The organism is Kribbella turkmenica, assembly GCF_004348725.1.
Taxonomy (GTDB): domain Bacteria; phylum Actinomycetota; class Actinomycetes; order Propionibacteriales; family Kribbellaceae; genus Kribbella; species Kribbella turkmenica.
Window position 1 is genome coordinate 12,950 of the sequence record NZ_SMKR01000019.1, and the last position, 16,828, is coordinate 29,777.

Here is a 16,828-nt window from a genome sequence, read left to right on the forward strand (position 1 = left end):
CACGTTACTTGAGCACCCGGCGGGGGGAAACCGAATTACGCGCTCGGAGGTCCTCGTGCAGGCCGGGGCGGAGCAGCAGCGGCAGGCTGACCGCGACCAGAACCAGCGCGACGACGCCGTCCAGCCAGTAGTGGTTCGCCGTCATCAGGACCACCGCGAAGGTGATGGTCGGGTGCAGCAGCCACAGCCACCGCCACCTCGACCGGGTGATCAGGATCATCGACAGCGCGATCAAGGCGGCCCAGCCGACGTGCAGGCTGGGCATCGCGGCGAACTGGTTCGCCACCCCGCCGAACCGCTCCGGGCCGTACACCGACTGACCGAAGTGCAGGCCGGTGTCGACGAAGCCGGGCATCATCCGCGGCGGCGCGAGCGGGAACACGATGTGCCCGATCATCGCCAGCCCGGTCACCGCCACGATCGTCCAGCGGACGTGTGGGTAGGCCCGCGGCCGCCAGATGCTCAACCAGAGCAGGACCGCCGCGGTCAGCGGCGCGTGCACGCCCGCGTAGTAGAGATTCGCACCCTCGACCAGTTGCGGCACCTTCAGCGCGGCCTGCTGAATCGAGGCCTCGTCGGGCAGGTGCAGCCGGTTCTGGAAGGCGAGGATCTCGTGAGCGTGGTCGAACGCGGAGCCGGTGTGCTTCGCGGCGAACTGGCGGCCGGCGCTGTAGACCAGGAACAAGGTCGCCAGCAGGACCGCTTCCCGGACCACCCGCCAGACGACCGGCGCGGGCCTCCCGTCCCGTCGCCCCTCGCCTTCCCCACGGATCCCCACCCGCTCGAGCGCCTGCGTCCCCATAGCTTTCGACGGTACCTGGCGTTCGGTCGGGATTTGCCCAGGCGCAACCCTGGCGTTGCCCTGGGCAACCCCTGGGGACGCTCGGCGCGACCGTTCGTGACCTGCCCGTCACGCCGTTGCGATCATCCCTTGACGGCGCCGGTGAGCACGCCCTTGGCGAAGTGCCGCTGCAGGAACGGGTAGATGATCAGGATCGGCACGATCGAGACGACCAAAATCGCCATCTGGATGGACGACTGCGGCGGGAGCAGCTCGGTCCCGAGCTCGGCGCTGCCCAGCTGGGTGTCGTTGATGACGTACGTGCGCAGGACGAGTTGGAGCGGCCACAGCTTGCTGTCGTTCAGGTACAGCAGTGCGCTGAAGAACGCGTTCCAGTACGCCACCGCATAGAACAGCCCGATCACCGAGAGCACCGCCTTGGACAGCGGCAGTACGACGTAGCCGAAGATCTTCAGTTCGCCCGCACCGTCGATCCGGGCGCTCTCGGTGAGCTCGTTCGGCAGGTTCATGAAGAACGCCCGCAGCACGATCACGTTGAACGCACTGACCATCGTCGGCACGATCAGCGCCCAGATGCTGTCCAGCAGGCCGACGCCCTTGACCACCAGGTACGTCGGGATGATGCCGGGGGAGAAGAGCATGCTGAACAGGAGCACCAGCAGGATCGGCCGTCCGGCCGCGAACGACGGCCTCGACAACGCGTAGGCGAGCAGGCACGAGGCCGTCAGACTGAGCGCCGTACCGACGACCGTGACGAACACGCTGACGAACAGCGCCTGGGTGACCACGCCGCCGGCGAACAACGACTCGTACGCCGCGAGACTGATCGACTCGGGGAAGAGCACCAGCCCGCCGGCCTCGTTGATCTGCTTGTTCGGTGCCACGCTGGTCGAGATCACCCCGACGAACGGGATGATCACGGCCACGCAGAACACCAGCAGGACCAGGCCTTTGAACATCCGCATCGGCCAGGACGGCATCGGCACGCCGTTCACGATCTTCCGGGTCATCGCTGGTACACCCCCTGCTCGCCGAAGATGTGCGCCACCTTGTTCGCGGCCAGCACCAGGGCGACGCCGACGAGGCCCTTCACCAGGCCGACAGCGGCCGCCACGCCCCAGGCGCCGCCGATCACGCCGTTGTTGTAGACATACGTGTCCAGCACTTCGCTGACGTCCCGGCCAACCGCCTGTTGCTGCAGGATGATCTGCTCGAAGCCGACGGTCAGCGAGTCGCCCAGCCGCAGGATGAACAGCAGGATGATGATGCCGCGCAACCCCGGCAGGGTGACGTGCCACAGCTGCCGCGTCCGGCTCGCGCCGTCCACGCTGGACGCCTCGTAGAGCTGCGAGTCGATCTGCGACAGCGCGGCCAGGAACAGGATCGTCGCCCAGCCGGTGTCCTTCCAGATGATCTGCGACGTCAGCAGGACGTGGAACAGCTCGGAGTTGCCGATGATGTCGATCGTGGCCAGGTCGTGCGAGCGCAGGTAGTTGTTCAGCAGCCCGCTGCCGCCCAGCATCTGCTGGAACAGCGCGACCACGATCACCCACGACATGAAGTGCGGCAGGTAGAGGATGCTCTGCGCGATCCGTTTGATCCGCTCGGAGAACAGCGAGTTCAGCAGCAGGGCGAGCAGGATCGGTGCCGGGAACACGAAGACCGACTGCAGGCTGGTCAGGATCAGGGTGTTCTTCAGCGCCCGCAGGAACGCCGGGTCGCCGTTGAAGATCACCGCGAAGTTCGCCCAGCCGGACCAGTCGCTGCCGCTGATGCCGAGGAACGGCTGGTAGTCCTTGAACGCGATCACGTTCCCCAGCAACGGCACGTAGTGGAACGCGATGATCAGCGCGGTCCCGGGCAGCGCGAACAGCAGCAGCGCCTTGTCCCGGAGCAGTCGCTGCCCCAGGCTCAGCTGCTGCTGCGGTCGCGTCTTGGAACGCTGGAGCATGTACCTACTTCCCTGCCGCGTCGGAGAAGGCCTTCTCGAGCTCGGACCGCATCGCGTCGCCACCCGAGGACTTCCAGGTCTGCACCGCCGCCGTCCAGTCCGACACCGGCTTCTTGCCCTGCACGATCTGGTTCTCCAGGTCGAGCATCGTCTTGGCCAGCTGGGTCTGCTTCTTCGACTGCGTATCGGAGTAGAGGCCGTACGACGCGTCGTACACGAGCCGCTTGGCCACCTTCTGCTGAATGGCGTGCTGCTTCTGCGGTACGTCGGGCTTGCCGGCCCAGTACAGCGCCGTTGCCGGGTCGCAGATGTACTGCAGGCCGATGCCGGTCTCCAGCCCACCGGTCTTGCTCGGCACCGGGTCCGTGCCCTGCAACGTGTAGTGGCGGCCCGCGACGCCGTACTTGCGGAACAGATACTCCTCGGTGCCGAACGGCGCGGCCATCCAGTTGGCCACCTTGAGCAGCGTCTCCACGGAGTGCTTGCTGTCCTTGTTGAACGCGGTGACGTTGTTCAGTGCAGAACCCATCCACGGTTTGCCCTGGCCGCCGGTAAAGCCGGGGACGTCGAGCATGTTCACCGAGAACGCTTCCCCGGCGGTGTTGTCGGAGTAGTACTGGTTCCAGGCGATGAAGCTGTCGTAGTCGAACGACGCGATCCCGCCGTTGAACCACTGCTTGCGGGCGCTGGCCTTGTCGTTGAACGCGTCCGGGTTGATCACGCCGGCGGCGACCATCTTGCGGCCCGCCTCGAGGGCCTCGAGCTGCGCCTCGTGCTCGTACATCGAGGTGAACTTGCCGCCCTCCTCCTTCCAGACGTTCGGGATCTCCAGCATCTGGCGGATCGTCGACATCGGCACCCGGGTCCAGGCCCACCTGTTCTGCTTGGCGGCGGTCATCTCCTTGGCCAGGTCGAAGAACTCCTGGAAGCTCTTCGGCGCCGGGTCCTTGATGCCCTTCGCGGCCAGCAGGTCCGCACGGTACAGCGGCAGCGACGTCCGGGACATCCCGCGCGGCACCGGTACGCCGTAGATGGCGCCGTTGAACACGCAGCCCTTCCAGTACTCGGTCGGGATGTTCGCCAGGAACGGGTACTTCTTGGCGGCGTCACCGGACAGGTGCTCGGTCAGGTCCATGCACTTGGCCTTCACCAGGCCCGGGATCTGCACGGTGTCGGGCGGGATGTTGAGGATGTCGGGCAGGTCGCCGCCGGCGATCCGGGTGGCGAGCTTGTCCTTGTACTCGTCGTTCGACGCCATGCTGATCTGCAGCTCGGATCCGAGCCGCTCGTTCACGGCCTGCCAGAACTGGTTCTTGTCCATCGCCGGCGGGATCGCACCGGGGATGTTGGTCATGAACGAGATCGGCTTGCCGTCGCCAGGCACCTCGGTGATCGCCCGGGCCGGGTTCGCCGGGTACTTCAGGAAGCCGTCCAGGACGACGTCGGTCCCGGGCAGGTCCGGCTTGATGTCCCCGTACTTGGTGTACGTCGGCAGTTTCACGGCCAGGTTCGCGGCGGCCGAGTTCTTCTTGTCCGAAGCACACCCCGCCAGCAGTGGCGTACCGGTGACCGCGACAGCGGCGGCGGCCAGACCGCCGCCGAGGAATGTTCTTCTGCTGACTGGCATGTGGCCTCACTTCCATCGGAGGGCCACACCATGACATAGTACGTCCTATGTCTTCAAGAGTCGGTGCCGCGGAAATCACCGCCGACGTCGTCTTCGACCCCGACCGGAGCGGGTACCACACCTTCCGGATCCCGTCCGTCCTGGCGCGGGACGAAGTGGTGCTCGCCTTCTGCGAGGGCCGCCTGCACGGGTCCGGGGACGCCGGCGAGATCGAGGTCGTACTGCGCCGATCGCTCGACGGCGGGCGAACCTGGCTGCCGTTGCAGGTGGTCTCCGCGGTGCCCGGCAAGACCTGCGGGAACCCGGTGCCGGTGATCGACCCGGCCAGTGGCGACATCGTGCTGGTCACGGTCGAGAACGGCGCGCACGCGGTCGAGATGTCGCTGGCCCGCGGCACCGATCCGGTCGACGGCCGGCGGATCTTCGTCCAGCGCTCGGCCGACGACGGCGCGACCTGGAGCGACACGGTCGAGATCACCGCGCAGGTGAAGCCGTCCGACTGGGGGTGGTACGCGACCGGGCCGTGCCACGGGATCGCGCTGACGACGGGGCGGCTCGTCGTACCCGCCAACCACTCGTTCGTGCCATCGGAGCCGGTCGACGACCTGATCCGGCTGAACGGCGGCCACTGCATCTACAGCGACGACGGCGGGCACACGTGGTCGGTCGGCTTCGTCGATCGCAACGACGGCGCCGAGATCAACGCCAACGAGACGACCGTCGCCGAGTTGCCGGACGGGCGGCTGTACTTCAACGCCCGCAACCACCAGGGCACCGGGCCGGCCCGCGTGCACGCCTGGTCCTCGGACGGCGGTACGACGCTCGACGCGCCGTACGCCGGGATCCCGGAGGTCTCCGCACCGGGGATCCAGGGGAGTGTGCTCGCCCTGCCTGACGGCCGGTTGCTGTTGTCGACCCCGATCGATCCGACGAGTCGCCGGGAGCTGACCGTGTTCGTCAGCGAGGACTCGGGACAGTCCTGGCGACCCGCGCTCGTCGTGCACGAGAGCATGGCCGGCTATTCCGATCTGGTTCTGCTTCCCGACGGCCGCGTCGGGATCTTCTACGAGGCCGGCGAGACGTCCTCGTTCGCGACTCTTCGCTTCGCCACATTCGCCCTTTGAGGTTGGGAGACCCCTTGACCGACTCCGCCCAGTTGACCGGCGTCGTACCGCCGCTCGTCACCCCGCTCACCCCCGAGTACGACGTCGATACCGCCTCGCTCGCCCGGCTGATCGAGTATCAGCTGACCGGTGGGGTGGGCGGCGTGTTCGTGCTCGGCACCTCCGGTGAAGGCACCTTCCTGACCGACGAACAGCGGCAGGTCGTGCTGGAGACCACCATGGCGGAGGTGTCAGGCCAGGTGCCGGTGCTGGCCGGTGTCATCGACACGTCGACCGCCCGGGCCGGTGCGCACCTGTCGGCCGCGCTGAAGGCCGGGGTGGACGGTCTGGTCGCGACCGCGCCGTTCTACGCCGCCACCCATCCGGCCGAGATCGAGCGGCACTTCGTGCGGCTCGCCTCGCTGGCCGAGGACACGCCGCTGTACGCGTACGACATCCCGTCGCGGGCGGGAGTGAAACTGCCGGCCTGGCTGATGATCTCGCTGGGCGAGCGTGGGGTCATCGCGGGGGTGAAGGACTCCAGCGGACAGGAGACGAGCCTGCGCCGGCTCGTGCTGGATCGGCGCGACGCCGGACTGTCCGGGTTCGCGATCATGACCGGGTCGGAGGTGACCGTCGACTCCTCACTGGCCTTCGGAGTCGACGGCGTCGTACCCGGGTTGGGGAACGTGGATCCGGCCGGGTACGTGCGGTTGTACGGCGCGGCGGCGTCCGGTGATGCGGCTGCCGCCCGGGCGGAGCAGGACCGGTTGATCAGGCTGTTCGAGATCATCGACGTGCCGGACCGGAGCCGGATGGGGGCGAGTTCGGCCGCATTGGGTGCGTTCAAGGCCGGGCTGTACCTGCTCGGGGTGATCGCCTGTCCGGTGACGGCGTACCCGTCGATCCCGCTCGACGACGCCGAGATCGAGGCGATCCGCCCGCTACTGGACCGAGCCGGATTACACTGAACGGTCCTAGACGAGGAGGCCGGCGGTGACAACGGGTGGGCTCAGCCGGGCACGAGGTGCGGCGGGGAATCAGTCCTTCATCCGCGACCAGATGAAGTCGTACATCCTGGAGCGCGGGCTGAAGGCGGGTGACCCGCTGCCCAACGAGCAGGAGCTGATGGCGCAGCTCGGGGTCGGGCGGCACCCGCTGCGCGAGGCGATGAAAGCGCTGCAGGCCGTCGGCATCATCGAGATCCGGCACGGCTACGGTACCTACGTCGGCGAGGTCTCGCTGCAGTCGCTCGAGGACGGGCTCGCGTTCCGGATGTCTCAGTCGATGGCCGGCGACCTCCGGGACGTGCAGAACGTCCTGGAGGTCCGGCAGGCGATCGAGGTCGGTCTCGCGGCGGACGTGGTCGCGTTCTTCAGCTCGCACGGGTACGACACGCTCGAGCCGATCGTCGAGCGGATGGAGGCCAAGGCCGACGCCGGCGAGTACTTCCCCGTCGAGGACTGGGCCTTCCACCAGGCCCTCTACGAGCCGCTCGGCAACGCACTGGTGATCGACCTGCTCAGCGTTTTCTGGCGGACCTTCTCCCAGGTCGACGCACGCTTGCCGGGTGCGCGGTATTCACCCGCCGACGCCGCCGCCTGGCACCGTGATCTTCTGGTGGCACTGGAATCCGGTGACCCTGACTCCTTCGCCCGTTCCATGAAGAAGCACTTCCACGGCATCCACACCCGGTTGGGCGAATGACGCCGCCTGCACATCGACAGGACGTATACCTCCACTGAGACGGTGACGGACAGCGCCTGAGCGTGGGGCGCCTGGAAGGACCGGGACACCTCCTGTCGATCTGCACCCTGTGGATAAGGCAGGCCGCGAATCGACCGCGTCGGGCACCATCCTTGGATGGAATCGGTCGGTGAGGTCCTCGTGCGCATGGGTGGGTGGGCCTGCTACGCCGAGCTTGTCGCGGCGGCTTCCCGCCATGCCGTCGCGGCTGCGCTCGCACGGGGAGAGGTGCAGCGGATCGGGCGAGGCATCTACGCGGTGCCAGGACTCCCGGCCGACGCGGTGGCGACCCTGGCCTACGACGGTGTCCTCTCGCATCTGAGTGCTGCGGCGGCGTTGGATCTTCCGCTCCTGGTGGCAGCGGAGAAGCCGCATGTCACGGTCCCGCCCAAGCGCCGCCCACGTCCGGGGCCACCCGCCGTGCTGCACTGGGCCGCCACCGGTTCCGGGGAACGACGGAACCGGATCACATCCCCGCTGCGGACCGTCGTCGACTGTTCCCGCATCCTCCCGTTCGCCGAGGCCCTGGCCGTCGCGGACGCAGCCCTCGCCACCGGACGCTTCAGCCACGAGGAGCTCCTTGCCGCCACTGCCGCGATGCGCGGTCCCGGCTGCCCGAACGCTCGCGCAGTGGCGGCGGCCGCGACCCGCCACTCCGGCAGCTTCCTCGAGTCCATGCTCCGGGCTCTCCTCATCAGCGAGGGCATCGATGGCTTCGAGCCACAGGTCCTGGTGACCAACGGCTGGTTCCGCGCCCGGGTGGATCTGGGCCATCGGCGCGCCAGGCTGGCGCTGGAGGCCGACGGATTCGAGTTCCACGGATCCCGGCGGGACTTCGCCGCCGACTGTCACCGATATGACGAACTGGTGGCAGCAGGGTGGCTGGTGCTCCGGCTCACGTACGAGCAGGTGATCGGCGATCCGGCCTGGGTCGTCGCCATGGTCCGTGCGACTCTGGCTCAGCGACTCGCGGGGTGACGAAGTGCAGATCGACAGGACGTGTCCTCATCAGGAACAACGGAGCCTCGATAGTCGAGCGTGGCGATGACGCGCCGACCCCGATACCTCCTGTCGATCTGCAGGTCTGTCTAGGCAAACAGGTTCTCCGCGTCCACGATCGTGTACGCATAGCCCTGCTCGGCCAGGAAGCGCTGGCGGTGGGCGGCGAACTCGGCGTCGACGGTGTCCCGCGCGACGATCGAGTAGAACCTCGCCGTCCGGCCGTCGCCCTTCGGGCGCAGGACGCGGCCGAGACGCTGGGCTTCCTCCTGCCGGGAGCCGAAGGTGCCGGAGACCTGGATGGCGACCGACGCCTCGGGCAGGTCGATGGAGAAGTTGGCGACCTTGCTGACCACCAGGCGGGTGACCTCGCCGGCGCGGAACGCGTCGAACAGCCGCTGACGTTCGCGGACCGTCGTCTCACCCTTGATCACCGGGCACTCCAGCCGTTCGCCGAGCTCGTCCAGCTGGTCGATGTACTGACCGATCACCAGCAGCGGCTCACCCGCGTGGTGCTCGGCGATCCGCCGTACCAGCCGGGACTTCGCCGGGGTGGACGCGGCCAGCCGGTACCGGTCCTCGGGTTCCGCGGTCGCGTACACGAACCGCTCGGTCTGCTCCAGGTCCACCCGGACCTCGACACAGTCGGCCGGCGCGATCCAGCCTTGCGCCTCGATGTCCTTCCAGGGCGCGTCGTACCGCTTCGGCCCGATCAGCGAGAACACGTCGCCCTCGCGGCCGTCCTCGCGGACCAGGGTCGCGGTCAGGCCGATCCGCCGCCGGGTCTGCAGGTCGGCGGTCATCCGGAAGATCGGCGCCGGCAGCAGGTGCACCTCGTCGTACACGATCAGGCCCCAGTCGCGGGCATCGAACAGTTCCAGGTGCGAGTAGACGCCCTTGCGGCGCGTGGTCATCACCTGGTACGTCGCGATCGTCACCGGGCGGATCTCCTTGCGGGCACCGGAGTACTCGCCGATCTCGTCCTCGGTCAGGCTGGTCCGGCGGACCAGCTCGTCCTTCCACTGCCGCGCGGACACCGTGTTCGTGACCAGGATCAGTGTGGTCGCGGACGCCTGCGCCATCGCGGCCGCGCCGACGATCGTCTTTCCGGCGCCACACGGCAGCACGACCACACCGGAGCCGCCGTGCCAGAACGAGTCCACCGCCTGCTGCTGGTAGGGGCGCATGTCCCAGCCTTCGCGGACCAGGTCGATCTTGTGCGTCTCGCCGTCGACGTACCCGGCCAGGTCCTCGGCGGGCCAGCCGAGCTTCAGCAAGGTCTGCTTGAGGTGACCGCGCTCCGACGGGTGCACGAGGACGGTGTCGTCGTCGATGCGGGCACCGAGCATCGGCTTGACCTTGGCGCTGCGCAGCACCTCCTCGAGCACCGGCCGGTCGGTGGTGACGAGCACGAGACCGTGCTGCGGGTGCTTCTCCAGGCGGAGGCGGCCGTAGCGGTCCAGGGTCTCGGCGATGTCGACCAGGAGCGAGTGGGGGACCGGATACCGGCTGTAGCGCAGCAGTACGTCGATGACCTGCTCGGCGTCGTGTCCGGCGGCCCGGGCGTTCCACAGGCCCAGCGGCGTCAGCCGGTACGTGTGCACGTGCTCAGGAGCACGCTCCAGCTCAGCGAACGGTGCGATCGCCTTGCGGCAGTCGTTGGCGTCCGGATGTGCGGTCTCCAGCAGAAGCGTCTTGTCCGACTGCACGATCAATGGACCGTCTGTCACTGCGTCTCCCATTCACCGATGTCCGACCTTCCATTGTGCCTCAGCGGTCAACTGACGGGCCGGGCGGTGGAGATGCGGTGCAGGGCGTAGGTCCGGGGCTGGTCGGCGCCATCGTCGTAGGCCGTCAGCCAGCCGTCGGCCACCCGGACCGGCTCGACGATGCGTTCGGAGGCGGTGCCGTTGTGGTCGACGTACGAGATCCAGGCGCGGGTGTGCGCCTCGGCGGCGTTCGCCAGCACGCTCATGATCTCGGCCGGAGCGGTGGGCTCGACCAGATTCTCGTCGGCCGGTCGCTCGGCCGCGATCCGGTCGCCCGCCCGGACCTTCTCGATCACGGCCTTCACCTGCTCGTCGGTGAGGTCGAGCGGGCTGTCCACGAAGTCACGGCTGGTACGGCGTCGTGGCGTCTCACCTCGGCGCGTCGCCGCGGTCGTCACGTGCACGACGCCGTCGAACGTCTCCGCGAGCGGGGCCAGACCGGCCTCGCGCAGCCGGCTCAGCACCGTGTCCGGCGGCGACGGCGAGACCACGACCGTCGGAGCGAGCCGCCGGAACCGGATGCCCGGCAGATTCGAGCTGAGCAGGTGGGTGAGCACGTCCTCGTCGTCACAGCGCAGGTACGTCGACGCCGTACCGAGCCGCAGTACACCGTGCCGCCGGGCAACGTCGTCGATCAGGTACATCAGCGGCTGGGGAACCGGTGTCCGCGAGTGCTCGGCCAGCCACTTGTGCAACTGGTCCGCGGTCCGGCCGAGGTCGAAGGCTCGCCGTACCGAGCTCTCGCTGAACCTGTAGACGCCGGCGCCGCCGTGGGACTCCACATCGGCCATGGCGGTCAGTTCGTCCTGGACCGCACGGACCAGCGGGCCCGGCGCGATCGCGGTGAGGTCAGCCTGGAGAAGCACTTCGGACACCGGCTCGGGGACCAGGGCGCTGATCGCCGCGGCCAGGTCATCGGCTGTCGGCTCCGTCTCCATGAGCGGTCGAGCGTGCGCTGCCAGCGCGCCCAGCCCGGTCAGACCGAGTAGGGCTGCCTCGGTGATCGTCCACTCGACCAGCTCGTCGCGGAACTGCCCACCGCGTCGCGGCCGGTGCCAGGCGACCCAGGTGACCACGGACTCCGTGGCGGCTGCCGTCCCGGCTCCTGCCTCGGCCAGGGCTTGCAGCGTCAGCACTCGGACCTCTGGGGCCAGCAGCCGCTCCAGGTCCGGGGCGAGCGCGTTGACGAGTCGCTCGCGGGCTGTAGCCGTCGCGCCACCGCTGTCGCGCCGGCCGATCAGGCCGATCGCCCGCAGACCGGTGAACCAGGCCATCACGAGCTGCGCCCATCGGTGTGCGAGATCCTGCTCGAGCCAGTCGTCGTACGAGCTCGTGGGCAACCAGAACTCGCTCGTGCCGACCTCGACGGCCGCGACGAGTCCGGCGGCGTACGCGATCTCCAGGACCGCGGCGGCCGTCGGCTCTTCCACACCGATCTTCCCGGCCAGGCTGCGCAGGTCGCGCACACCGATGCCGCCAGTACGCAGTACCGGAGGCGGCTCGGTGCCCAGTTGCTCCAGCGCACGGTCGACCTGACGGACGAGGTCGAGCGCCGCGCCGGCCGCTGCCCGGTCGGCGATCGCCGCCGATACCTTCTTGCCGTCCAACGGCGGCGGAACCGGCCGGGTCGACGCGAGCACCCGGCCACCCCGCAGGTGCAGCCCGATCTGCCGCGGCAGCACGACGGTGTTCGCGTCCTTCGGTACGACGAGGCCGCGAGCGAGCAGCCGCTCGACCGGCGTCCGCGCGGTCGCTATCGTCACCGGTCGCTCCGCCTTCTCGACCGAACCGGTCGGCGGACCCCAGGTCAGCTTGTCGAGCACCGCACGCGCGTCCGGACCGGCCTCCTCGATCAGCTTGTCCAGGTCGCCGAAGTGCCTGGTGGTGACCGGACCGAGCCCGGCGGGTGTCGGGCCGAGCAGCTCGTGGACCGCGCGGATCGGCCGGAGATCGTCCTCGGTGCCCCAGACGAGAGCCAGTTCGAGCAGCTCGGCAACACGCGGCCGGACCACCTCGACCGACTGGTCGACGCCGGCCGCCAGCGCCGACAGCTCGACCGGCTCCGGCAGTGCCGACAGCGACTCCAGCAGGTCGACACCGAACTCGTCCAACCGGTTGATCGCCCGCGCGGCCGAAGCGTTGGTCGTCGCCCGGGCCGCCAACTGGCTGGTGTCCGCCGGAATCGGCACCGCCAGATCCGGCCGCCGCTGGAGCAGCCGACCGAGCGCGGCGTCGTCCCACGTACGCAGCGCCTCAGCGAGGGTCCGCGGGCGACTCGACTCGGTTGTGCTCATCCCTCCAACGGTACCTACTCCGCGGCGCCGGCAGTGGCGATGCGGCGGAAGCCGAGACGCTCGTAGACGGCGGCGACGGGTTTGGACTCGGCGGAGAGGAGGATGAGGTCGACCCCGTTGGCGAAGGCGTGCTCGGCCAGGACGCTGGTGACCGCGGCGGCCAGGCCGCGACGGCGCATCGACGGCAGAGTGCCGACGCCGACGATCTCGGTGGTCGCGCCGACGGGCTGGTGCGCACCGCTGGCGACCATGGCGTGGTCGGTGAACGCGCCGGCTGACACGGTGACGCCGCGGCGGGCACGATCCACGAGCCCGTCGACCAGGTCGTCGGAGATCTCGGCCGCCTTAGCGTCGCGGTCCTCCGGGCCCGCCTCGCCGACCGCCGTCCCCAGGTCGGCGAACGCGAGCGACGCGACCGCCCGGGCCTGGCGCAGTACGGCGCCGTCCGGCGGCAGGATCTCGCACCGGGCCGCGGCCGACGCCGGGCGGAAGTCGTCCCGCTCGAGGACCAGCAGCGGATGCTCGACCACCGACAGACGAGCCGCGGCCGCCGCGGGACCGAGCGACGGGCAGGTCTCGACCACCCACTCGAAGCTCAGTGGGATCTCCAGCTCCTGGCAGCGTGCCCGGACCGCCTCGATGTCGACCGGGTCGATCGTCGCCCCGGAGCCCGGCACCGGACGGGCGTAGTACGGCCAGACTGTCGTACTACGGAACAGGGTGAATGGACCGACCTGCTCGGCCACCGCCCCGGAGAGCGGAACCGCGTGGAGGTAGTCGTCGACTCTGGTGATCATCGCGGGCAGTGAATCACCCCTGGCGGAGGCGGCGCCATGGATTATGTCGAGGACCGCCGGCCGGCTCCGACGTTCCGATCGTCAGCAACGACGTGAAAGGAACACACATGCACAAGGTGACTTCGGAGGACGGTACGACGATCGCGTACGAACGCCTCGGCAGCGGACCACGGCTCATCCTGGTCGCGGGCGCGCTCTGCGACCGCGGTGCGCTGCGGCCGCTGGCCGACGAACTGGCCGCCGACTTCGACGTGGTCACGTACGACCGACGTGGCCGTGGCGACAGCGGCGACAGTACGACGTACTCCGTCCAGCGCGAGGTGGACGACATCGGCGCGCTGCTCACGGCCGTCGGCGGTACGGCGGCGGTGTACGGCCACTCGTCCGGCGCGGCCCTGGCCGCGGCCGCCGCCGGTACGGGTCTGCCGGTCACGCAGGTCGTGCTGCACGAACCGCCGTACGGACCGGACGACGCCGACACCGAGGACGAGGGCGCCGAGGTGATCAGGCTGATCGGTGCGGGTCGGCGGCGTGAGGCCGTCGAGTTGTTCCTGATGCTCGCAGGGATGCCGAAGGAGGCAGCACTGGAGACGGCGGCCGACCCCGCCGTCGTCCGGCTCGCGCACACCCTCGCCTACGACTTCGCCGTGATGGACCACGCGTCGCCGGGTGGCCGGGTCCCGGTCGACCTGCTCGCGCGGATCACCCAGCAGACCCTCGTCGTCGCCGGGACCGCCTCGCCGCCGTTCATGGTCGACTCGGCCCACCGGATCGCGAAGGAGCTGCCGGCCGCGGTCCTGGCGGAGCTGCCCGACCAGGATCACGTCGTCCCGCCGGGGATCCTCGCGCCGGTCCTGCGGGAGTTCCTGCTCAGTCGGCGATGATCTCGATCGACACCTTGTCCGGGTAGAAGGCGACGTGCTCCCGGATGTCGGCGACCGCGTCGTACGGCTGCTCGTACGTCCAGACCGCGTTCACTCCGGGCGGGCCGGCGGGCAGGACGCTGTAGTACGACGCGTCGCCCTTGTAGGGGCAGTAGGTGTGGTGGTCGGTGCGCTCGAGCAGCGTCAGGTCGACGTCGGCGCGCGGGATGTACTGGACCGCGGGGTAGCTCGCCTCCTGCAGCGACAGTGCGTCCCGGGTGTCCGCGATCACCTGGTCACCGGCCCTCACCACCACCCGGTCGGGATTCTTCGCCACCGTGATCGGGTGGTCCGGGCCAGGAATCTTCTGCTCCGCCATCAACGTCTCCCAAGGGCGTGGTTCACCGTCGACTTTTCAACAACCCGGGAGCGGACGGCGGCATTCCCGTCAGAGCGGTACGAGCTCCACCACCAGGCAGGGGCCGCCGTCGAAGGCGCCGCCGTCGATGCCGAGGGCGAGGTCGTCTGCGTACAGGTGCGGTCCGGTCAGGTTCTCCGGGAGGATGCCGAGTTGGTCGGCGACGATGCTGTGGCCGTGCACGATCCGGTGACCGCCGAGGTGCCGCAGCATGATCCGGGCGATCTCGGGGCCGCTCGGGCCGCGGAACGCGTACCGCGACGTCATCCGCCGCCAGACCTCCCACCAGACCACGATGTCGTCACTGTGCAGCTCGGCGTGCGCCGCGGCGTTGATCTGGTCGATCGAGTCCCCCCACTCGACGTACTCCGCGGTGTCGGAGTGCATCAGCAGGTGTCCCGCGTCCAGCCCGAGCACCGGCTGGTCGAGCAGCCACCGGACCTCCTCGTCGGTGAGCAACTCCTGGTCGCGGTCCTGGCCGCCGTTCAGCACCCAGGACCGCTCGAAGCTGCGGGTGGTGATGCCGTCGTGCGGGACGAAGGTGTCGCCGAACTTGTGCATCCCGAGCGCGAGGATCTCGTGGTTGCCGAGCAGCACCCGGATGTCCCCGTCCGGTGCCTGGCCGATCAGCTCGCGGACCATCCGCAGGGCACCGATCCCGTCCGGGCCGCGGTCGAAGAAGTCGCCGAGGAACCACAACCGGGTGTCCTGGCCGGCCCAGTTGCCGGCGGCATCGGCCAGCCCGGCCTGCTGTAGGGACGCCCGGAGCTTCTCCGGATGCCCGTGGACGTCGCTCACCGCGTAGACCGTGGTCACGTCATCCCCGCACGGTGAGGACGATCAGGACGACGGTGAGCACCGAGACCGCGGTCACTACCAGGCATGCGGCGAGGGTAGTCGCCCAGAGGTCGGTGAAGTCACCCATGACGCGCCGCGACCCGGTTGATCGGACCAGTCTGTGCGGCGCCGCCGGCGGTGCAACCCTTAGGCGCCGGTCGTCGAGGTGCCCAGCACCTTGCTCGCCTTCGCGTAGGCGTCCAGGACCGGCTCCTCGATGTCCGAGGTGTCGAAGTCCATCGTCAGCAGCACGTCACCCAGCGCGGCGAAGGCGAACGTCACCTCGAGTCCTGCCAGCGGCCCGCTCGCGGCGGAGAACCGGACCGCGACCGGCGTGGTGCCCGCCTCCGGCGCGCGGACCTCGGTGACCGCGACCGTCGAACTCCCGGCGCCCTCGATCGTCAGCTTCGCCTTGGGACAGGCCTTCACCGCCGCCTTGACCGCGGCGAGGTACGCCGTCGTCGCCCGCGCCGACGGCATCGCCTCGAGGGTCTCGCCGACGAACGGCCCGTCCTGGCCGCCGGAGAAGCCCCGGCTGACACCGAGCTTGGACCCCGGAGTCGAGTCGGCGTTGAAGTACCGGACGAGCTTGGCGCACTTGGCGTCCGGCGACGACAACGCCGTCCCGTCGTCGTCACCTTGGGCCTCGGAATCGATCGCGAACCCGGCCGGCAGGTCCTCCAGTGCCAGCAACGCCTTCGTCAGCGTCGCTTCGGTCCGCGGCACCGGCGCCGGTGCCGCCGGAGTCGTCGGGACGACGGACGGCGTACTGCTGCTCGCGGTCGGCGCTGGGGTCGGTGTGGCCGACGGCGTCGGCGCGGCGCCGCCGGACGAGTCGCCGCACGCGGTCAGGCAGATGGCCAGGCCGACGGACAGGACAGCAGCGGTCAGAGGTCGGTGCGGCATCAGAAACCCCCCAGAATCCGGACGATAAGGGAGAGTACCTCACTAGACCGCAATCACGCCCAGGAGAAATGGACCTCGAGGGAAACGTGAACATTCTGATCGCCAGGCGTGATCTCGAGCTGTGAGTCGAAGGCCCCCTTCGCCAGCGGGACCGCCTGCTCACGGATCGGGAAGTGGCCGTGCGACTCGGAGATCGAGGTGACCGAGCCGAGGGAGTAGCCGGCCAGACCGGCCAGTTCCTCCGCCTTCGCGCGGGCCTGGCGGAACGCGAGCTCGCGGGCCCGGCTGAGCAGTTCGGTCTTGTCCGCGATGTCGAACTCGAGCGCCTGCAGGTTGAGGCTGTTACCCCCGGCATCCACTGCCGCGTTCAGCAGGCGCCCGAACCCGGTCAGGTCCTTCGTGGTCGCGGTCAGCTGGTGGGAGCCGCGGTAGCCCGGCGACCGCCCGTGCTCGCGGTACTCCTGGTAGACGCTCACGGTGCTGGTCGCGATCGCCCCGGCGTCGATGCCCTGGCCGCGCAGCGCGGCGACCACGGCGTCGGTTCGTTCGCCCACCTGCGCGACCGCGGCCGCCACGTCCGGCGCGACATGCTCGACGCTGAACGACACCCGCAGTACGTCCGGCGGCGCACTCACCTGTCCCGACCCGACAACGCTCACCCCGGTGTCCATACCTGGAGTCTGACACTTCCTCCGGCCAACCGGGACCGATCAGCC

General features: G+C 69.2%; 16 protein-coding genes. 5 read left to right on the forward strand and 11 right to left on the reverse strand.

Annotation, left to right across the window (positions count from 1 at the left end):
- Window positions 1–4: 4 nt before the first annotated feature.
- From E1218_RS06550 to E1218_RS06565, 4 genes are all read right to left on the reverse strand, one after another.
- Window positions 5–802: a phosphatase PAP2 family protein gene (locus tag E1218_RS06550; protein WP_132317294.1), complete on the reverse strand. Its 798-nt coding sequence runs from the start codon at window positions 800–802 to the stop codon at window positions 5–7.
- Between the two features lie 122 nt (window positions 803–924).
- Entirely contained in the window at window positions 925–1,812 is an 888-nt protein-coding gene (locus tag E1218_RS06555; RefSeq protein ID WP_132317296.1) for a carbohydrate ABC transporter permease, read from the reverse strand.
- Window positions 1,809–2,753 (reverse strand): ABC transporter permease, encoded by a 945-nt coding sequence (locus E1218_RS06560; protein WP_132317298.1) that lies wholly within the window; start codon window positions 2,751–2,753, stop codon window positions 1,809–1,811. The genes E1218_RS06555 and E1218_RS06560 overlap by 4 nt, the downstream gene beginning before the upstream one ends.
- Before the next feature lie 4 nt (window positions 2,754–2,757).
- Window positions 2,758–4,380 (reverse strand): type 2 periplasmic-binding domain-containing protein, encoded by a 1,623-nt coding sequence (locus E1218_RS06565; RefSeq protein WP_132317300.1) that lies wholly within the window; start codon window positions 4,378–4,380, stop codon window positions 2,758–2,760.
- A 47-nt stretch (window positions 4,381–4,427) separates the two neighbouring features.
- Here E1218_RS06565 and E1218_RS06570 point away from each other — a divergent pair, with 47 nt between their 5' ends.
- The 4 genes from E1218_RS06570 to E1218_RS06585 all read left to right on the forward strand — a co-directional run bounded on the left by E1218_RS06570 (window position 4,428) and on the right by E1218_RS06585 (window position 8,207).
- A complete protein-coding gene (locus E1218_RS06570) occupies window positions 4,428–5,504 on the forward strand; it encodes a sialidase family protein (RefSeq protein ID WP_132317302.1) in 1,077 nt (358 codons plus the stop codon).
- 14 nt (window positions 5,505–5,518) lie between these two features.
- Complete coding sequence (locus tag E1218_RS06575) at window positions 5,519–6,454, forward strand: dihydrodipicolinate synthase family protein (protein WP_132317304.1); 936 nt, start codon at window positions 5,519–5,521, stop codon at window positions 6,452–6,454.
- Window positions 6,455–6,479: 25 nt separating this feature from the next.
- Complete coding sequence (locus E1218_RS06580) at window positions 6,480–7,190, forward strand: FadR/GntR family transcriptional regulator (RefSeq protein WP_132317306.1); 711 nt, start codon at window positions 6,480–6,482, stop codon at window positions 7,188–7,190.
- Window positions 7,191–7,346: 156 nt separating this feature from the next.
- Complete coding sequence (locus tag E1218_RS06585) at window positions 7,347–8,207, forward strand: endonuclease domain-containing protein (RefSeq protein ID WP_132317308.1); 861 nt, start codon at window positions 7,347–7,349, stop codon at window positions 8,205–8,207.
- A gap of 110 nt (window positions 8,208–8,317) precedes the next feature.
- On the opposite strand, the gene E1218_RS06590 is transcribed toward E1218_RS06585, so the two are convergent.
- Genes E1218_RS06590 through E1218_RS06600 form a run of 3 tightly spaced genes read right to left on the reverse strand, consistent with a single transcriptional unit; the run spans window position 8,318 to window position 13,088 of the window.
- Window positions 8,318–9,970, reverse strand: coding sequence for a DNA repair helicase XPB (locus E1218_RS06590; protein ID WP_407657582.1), 1,653 nt, complete (start codon window positions 9,968–9,970; stop codon window positions 8,318–8,320).
- A gap of 35 nt (window positions 9,971–10,005) precedes the next feature.
- On the reverse strand, window positions 10,006–12,291 hold the full coding sequence (locus E1218_RS06595) for a helicase C-terminal domain-containing protein (protein ID WP_132317312.1): 2,286 nt from the start codon (window positions 12,289–12,291) through the stop codon (window positions 10,006–10,008).
- A gap of 14 nt (window positions 12,292–12,305) precedes the next feature.
- Complete coding sequence (locus E1218_RS06600; protein ID WP_132317314.1) at window positions 12,306–13,088, reverse strand: GNAT family N-acetyltransferase; 783 nt, start codon at window positions 13,086–13,088, stop codon at window positions 12,306–12,308.
- Window positions 13,089–13,195: 107 nt separating this feature from the next.
- Between E1218_RS06600 and E1218_RS06605 the strand changes: the two genes are divergently transcribed.
- Entirely contained in the window at window positions 13,196–13,972 is a 777-nt protein-coding gene (locus tag E1218_RS06605; protein ID WP_132317316.1) for an alpha/beta fold hydrolase, read from the forward strand.
- Here the strand turns inward: E1218_RS06605 and E1218_RS06610 are convergent.
- From E1218_RS06610 to E1218_RS06625, 4 genes are all read right to left on the reverse strand, one after another.
- Window positions 13,959–14,330 (reverse strand): DUF427 domain-containing protein, encoded by a 372-nt coding sequence (locus E1218_RS06610; protein WP_132317318.1) that lies wholly within the window; start codon window positions 14,328–14,330, stop codon window positions 13,959–13,961. The genes E1218_RS06605 and E1218_RS06610 overlap by 14 nt on opposite strands.
- Before the next feature lie 69 nt (window positions 14,331–14,399).
- A complete protein-coding gene (locus E1218_RS06615) occupies window positions 14,400–15,185 on the reverse strand; it encodes a metallophosphoesterase (protein WP_132317320.1) in 786 nt (261 codons plus the stop codon).
- 168 nt (window positions 15,186–15,353) lie between these two features.
- Window positions 15,354–16,112, reverse strand: coding sequence for a RodZ family helix-turn-helix domain-containing protein (locus tag E1218_RS06620; protein ID WP_132317322.1), 759 nt, complete (start codon window positions 16,110–16,112; stop codon window positions 15,354–15,356).
- Window positions 16,113–16,165: 53 nt separating this feature from the next.
- Entirely contained in the window at window positions 16,166–16,783 is a 618-nt protein-coding gene (locus tag E1218_RS06625) for an SIMPL domain-containing protein (RefSeq protein ID WP_132317324.1), read from the reverse strand.
- Between the last annotated feature and the right edge of the window lie 45 nt (window positions 16,784–16,828).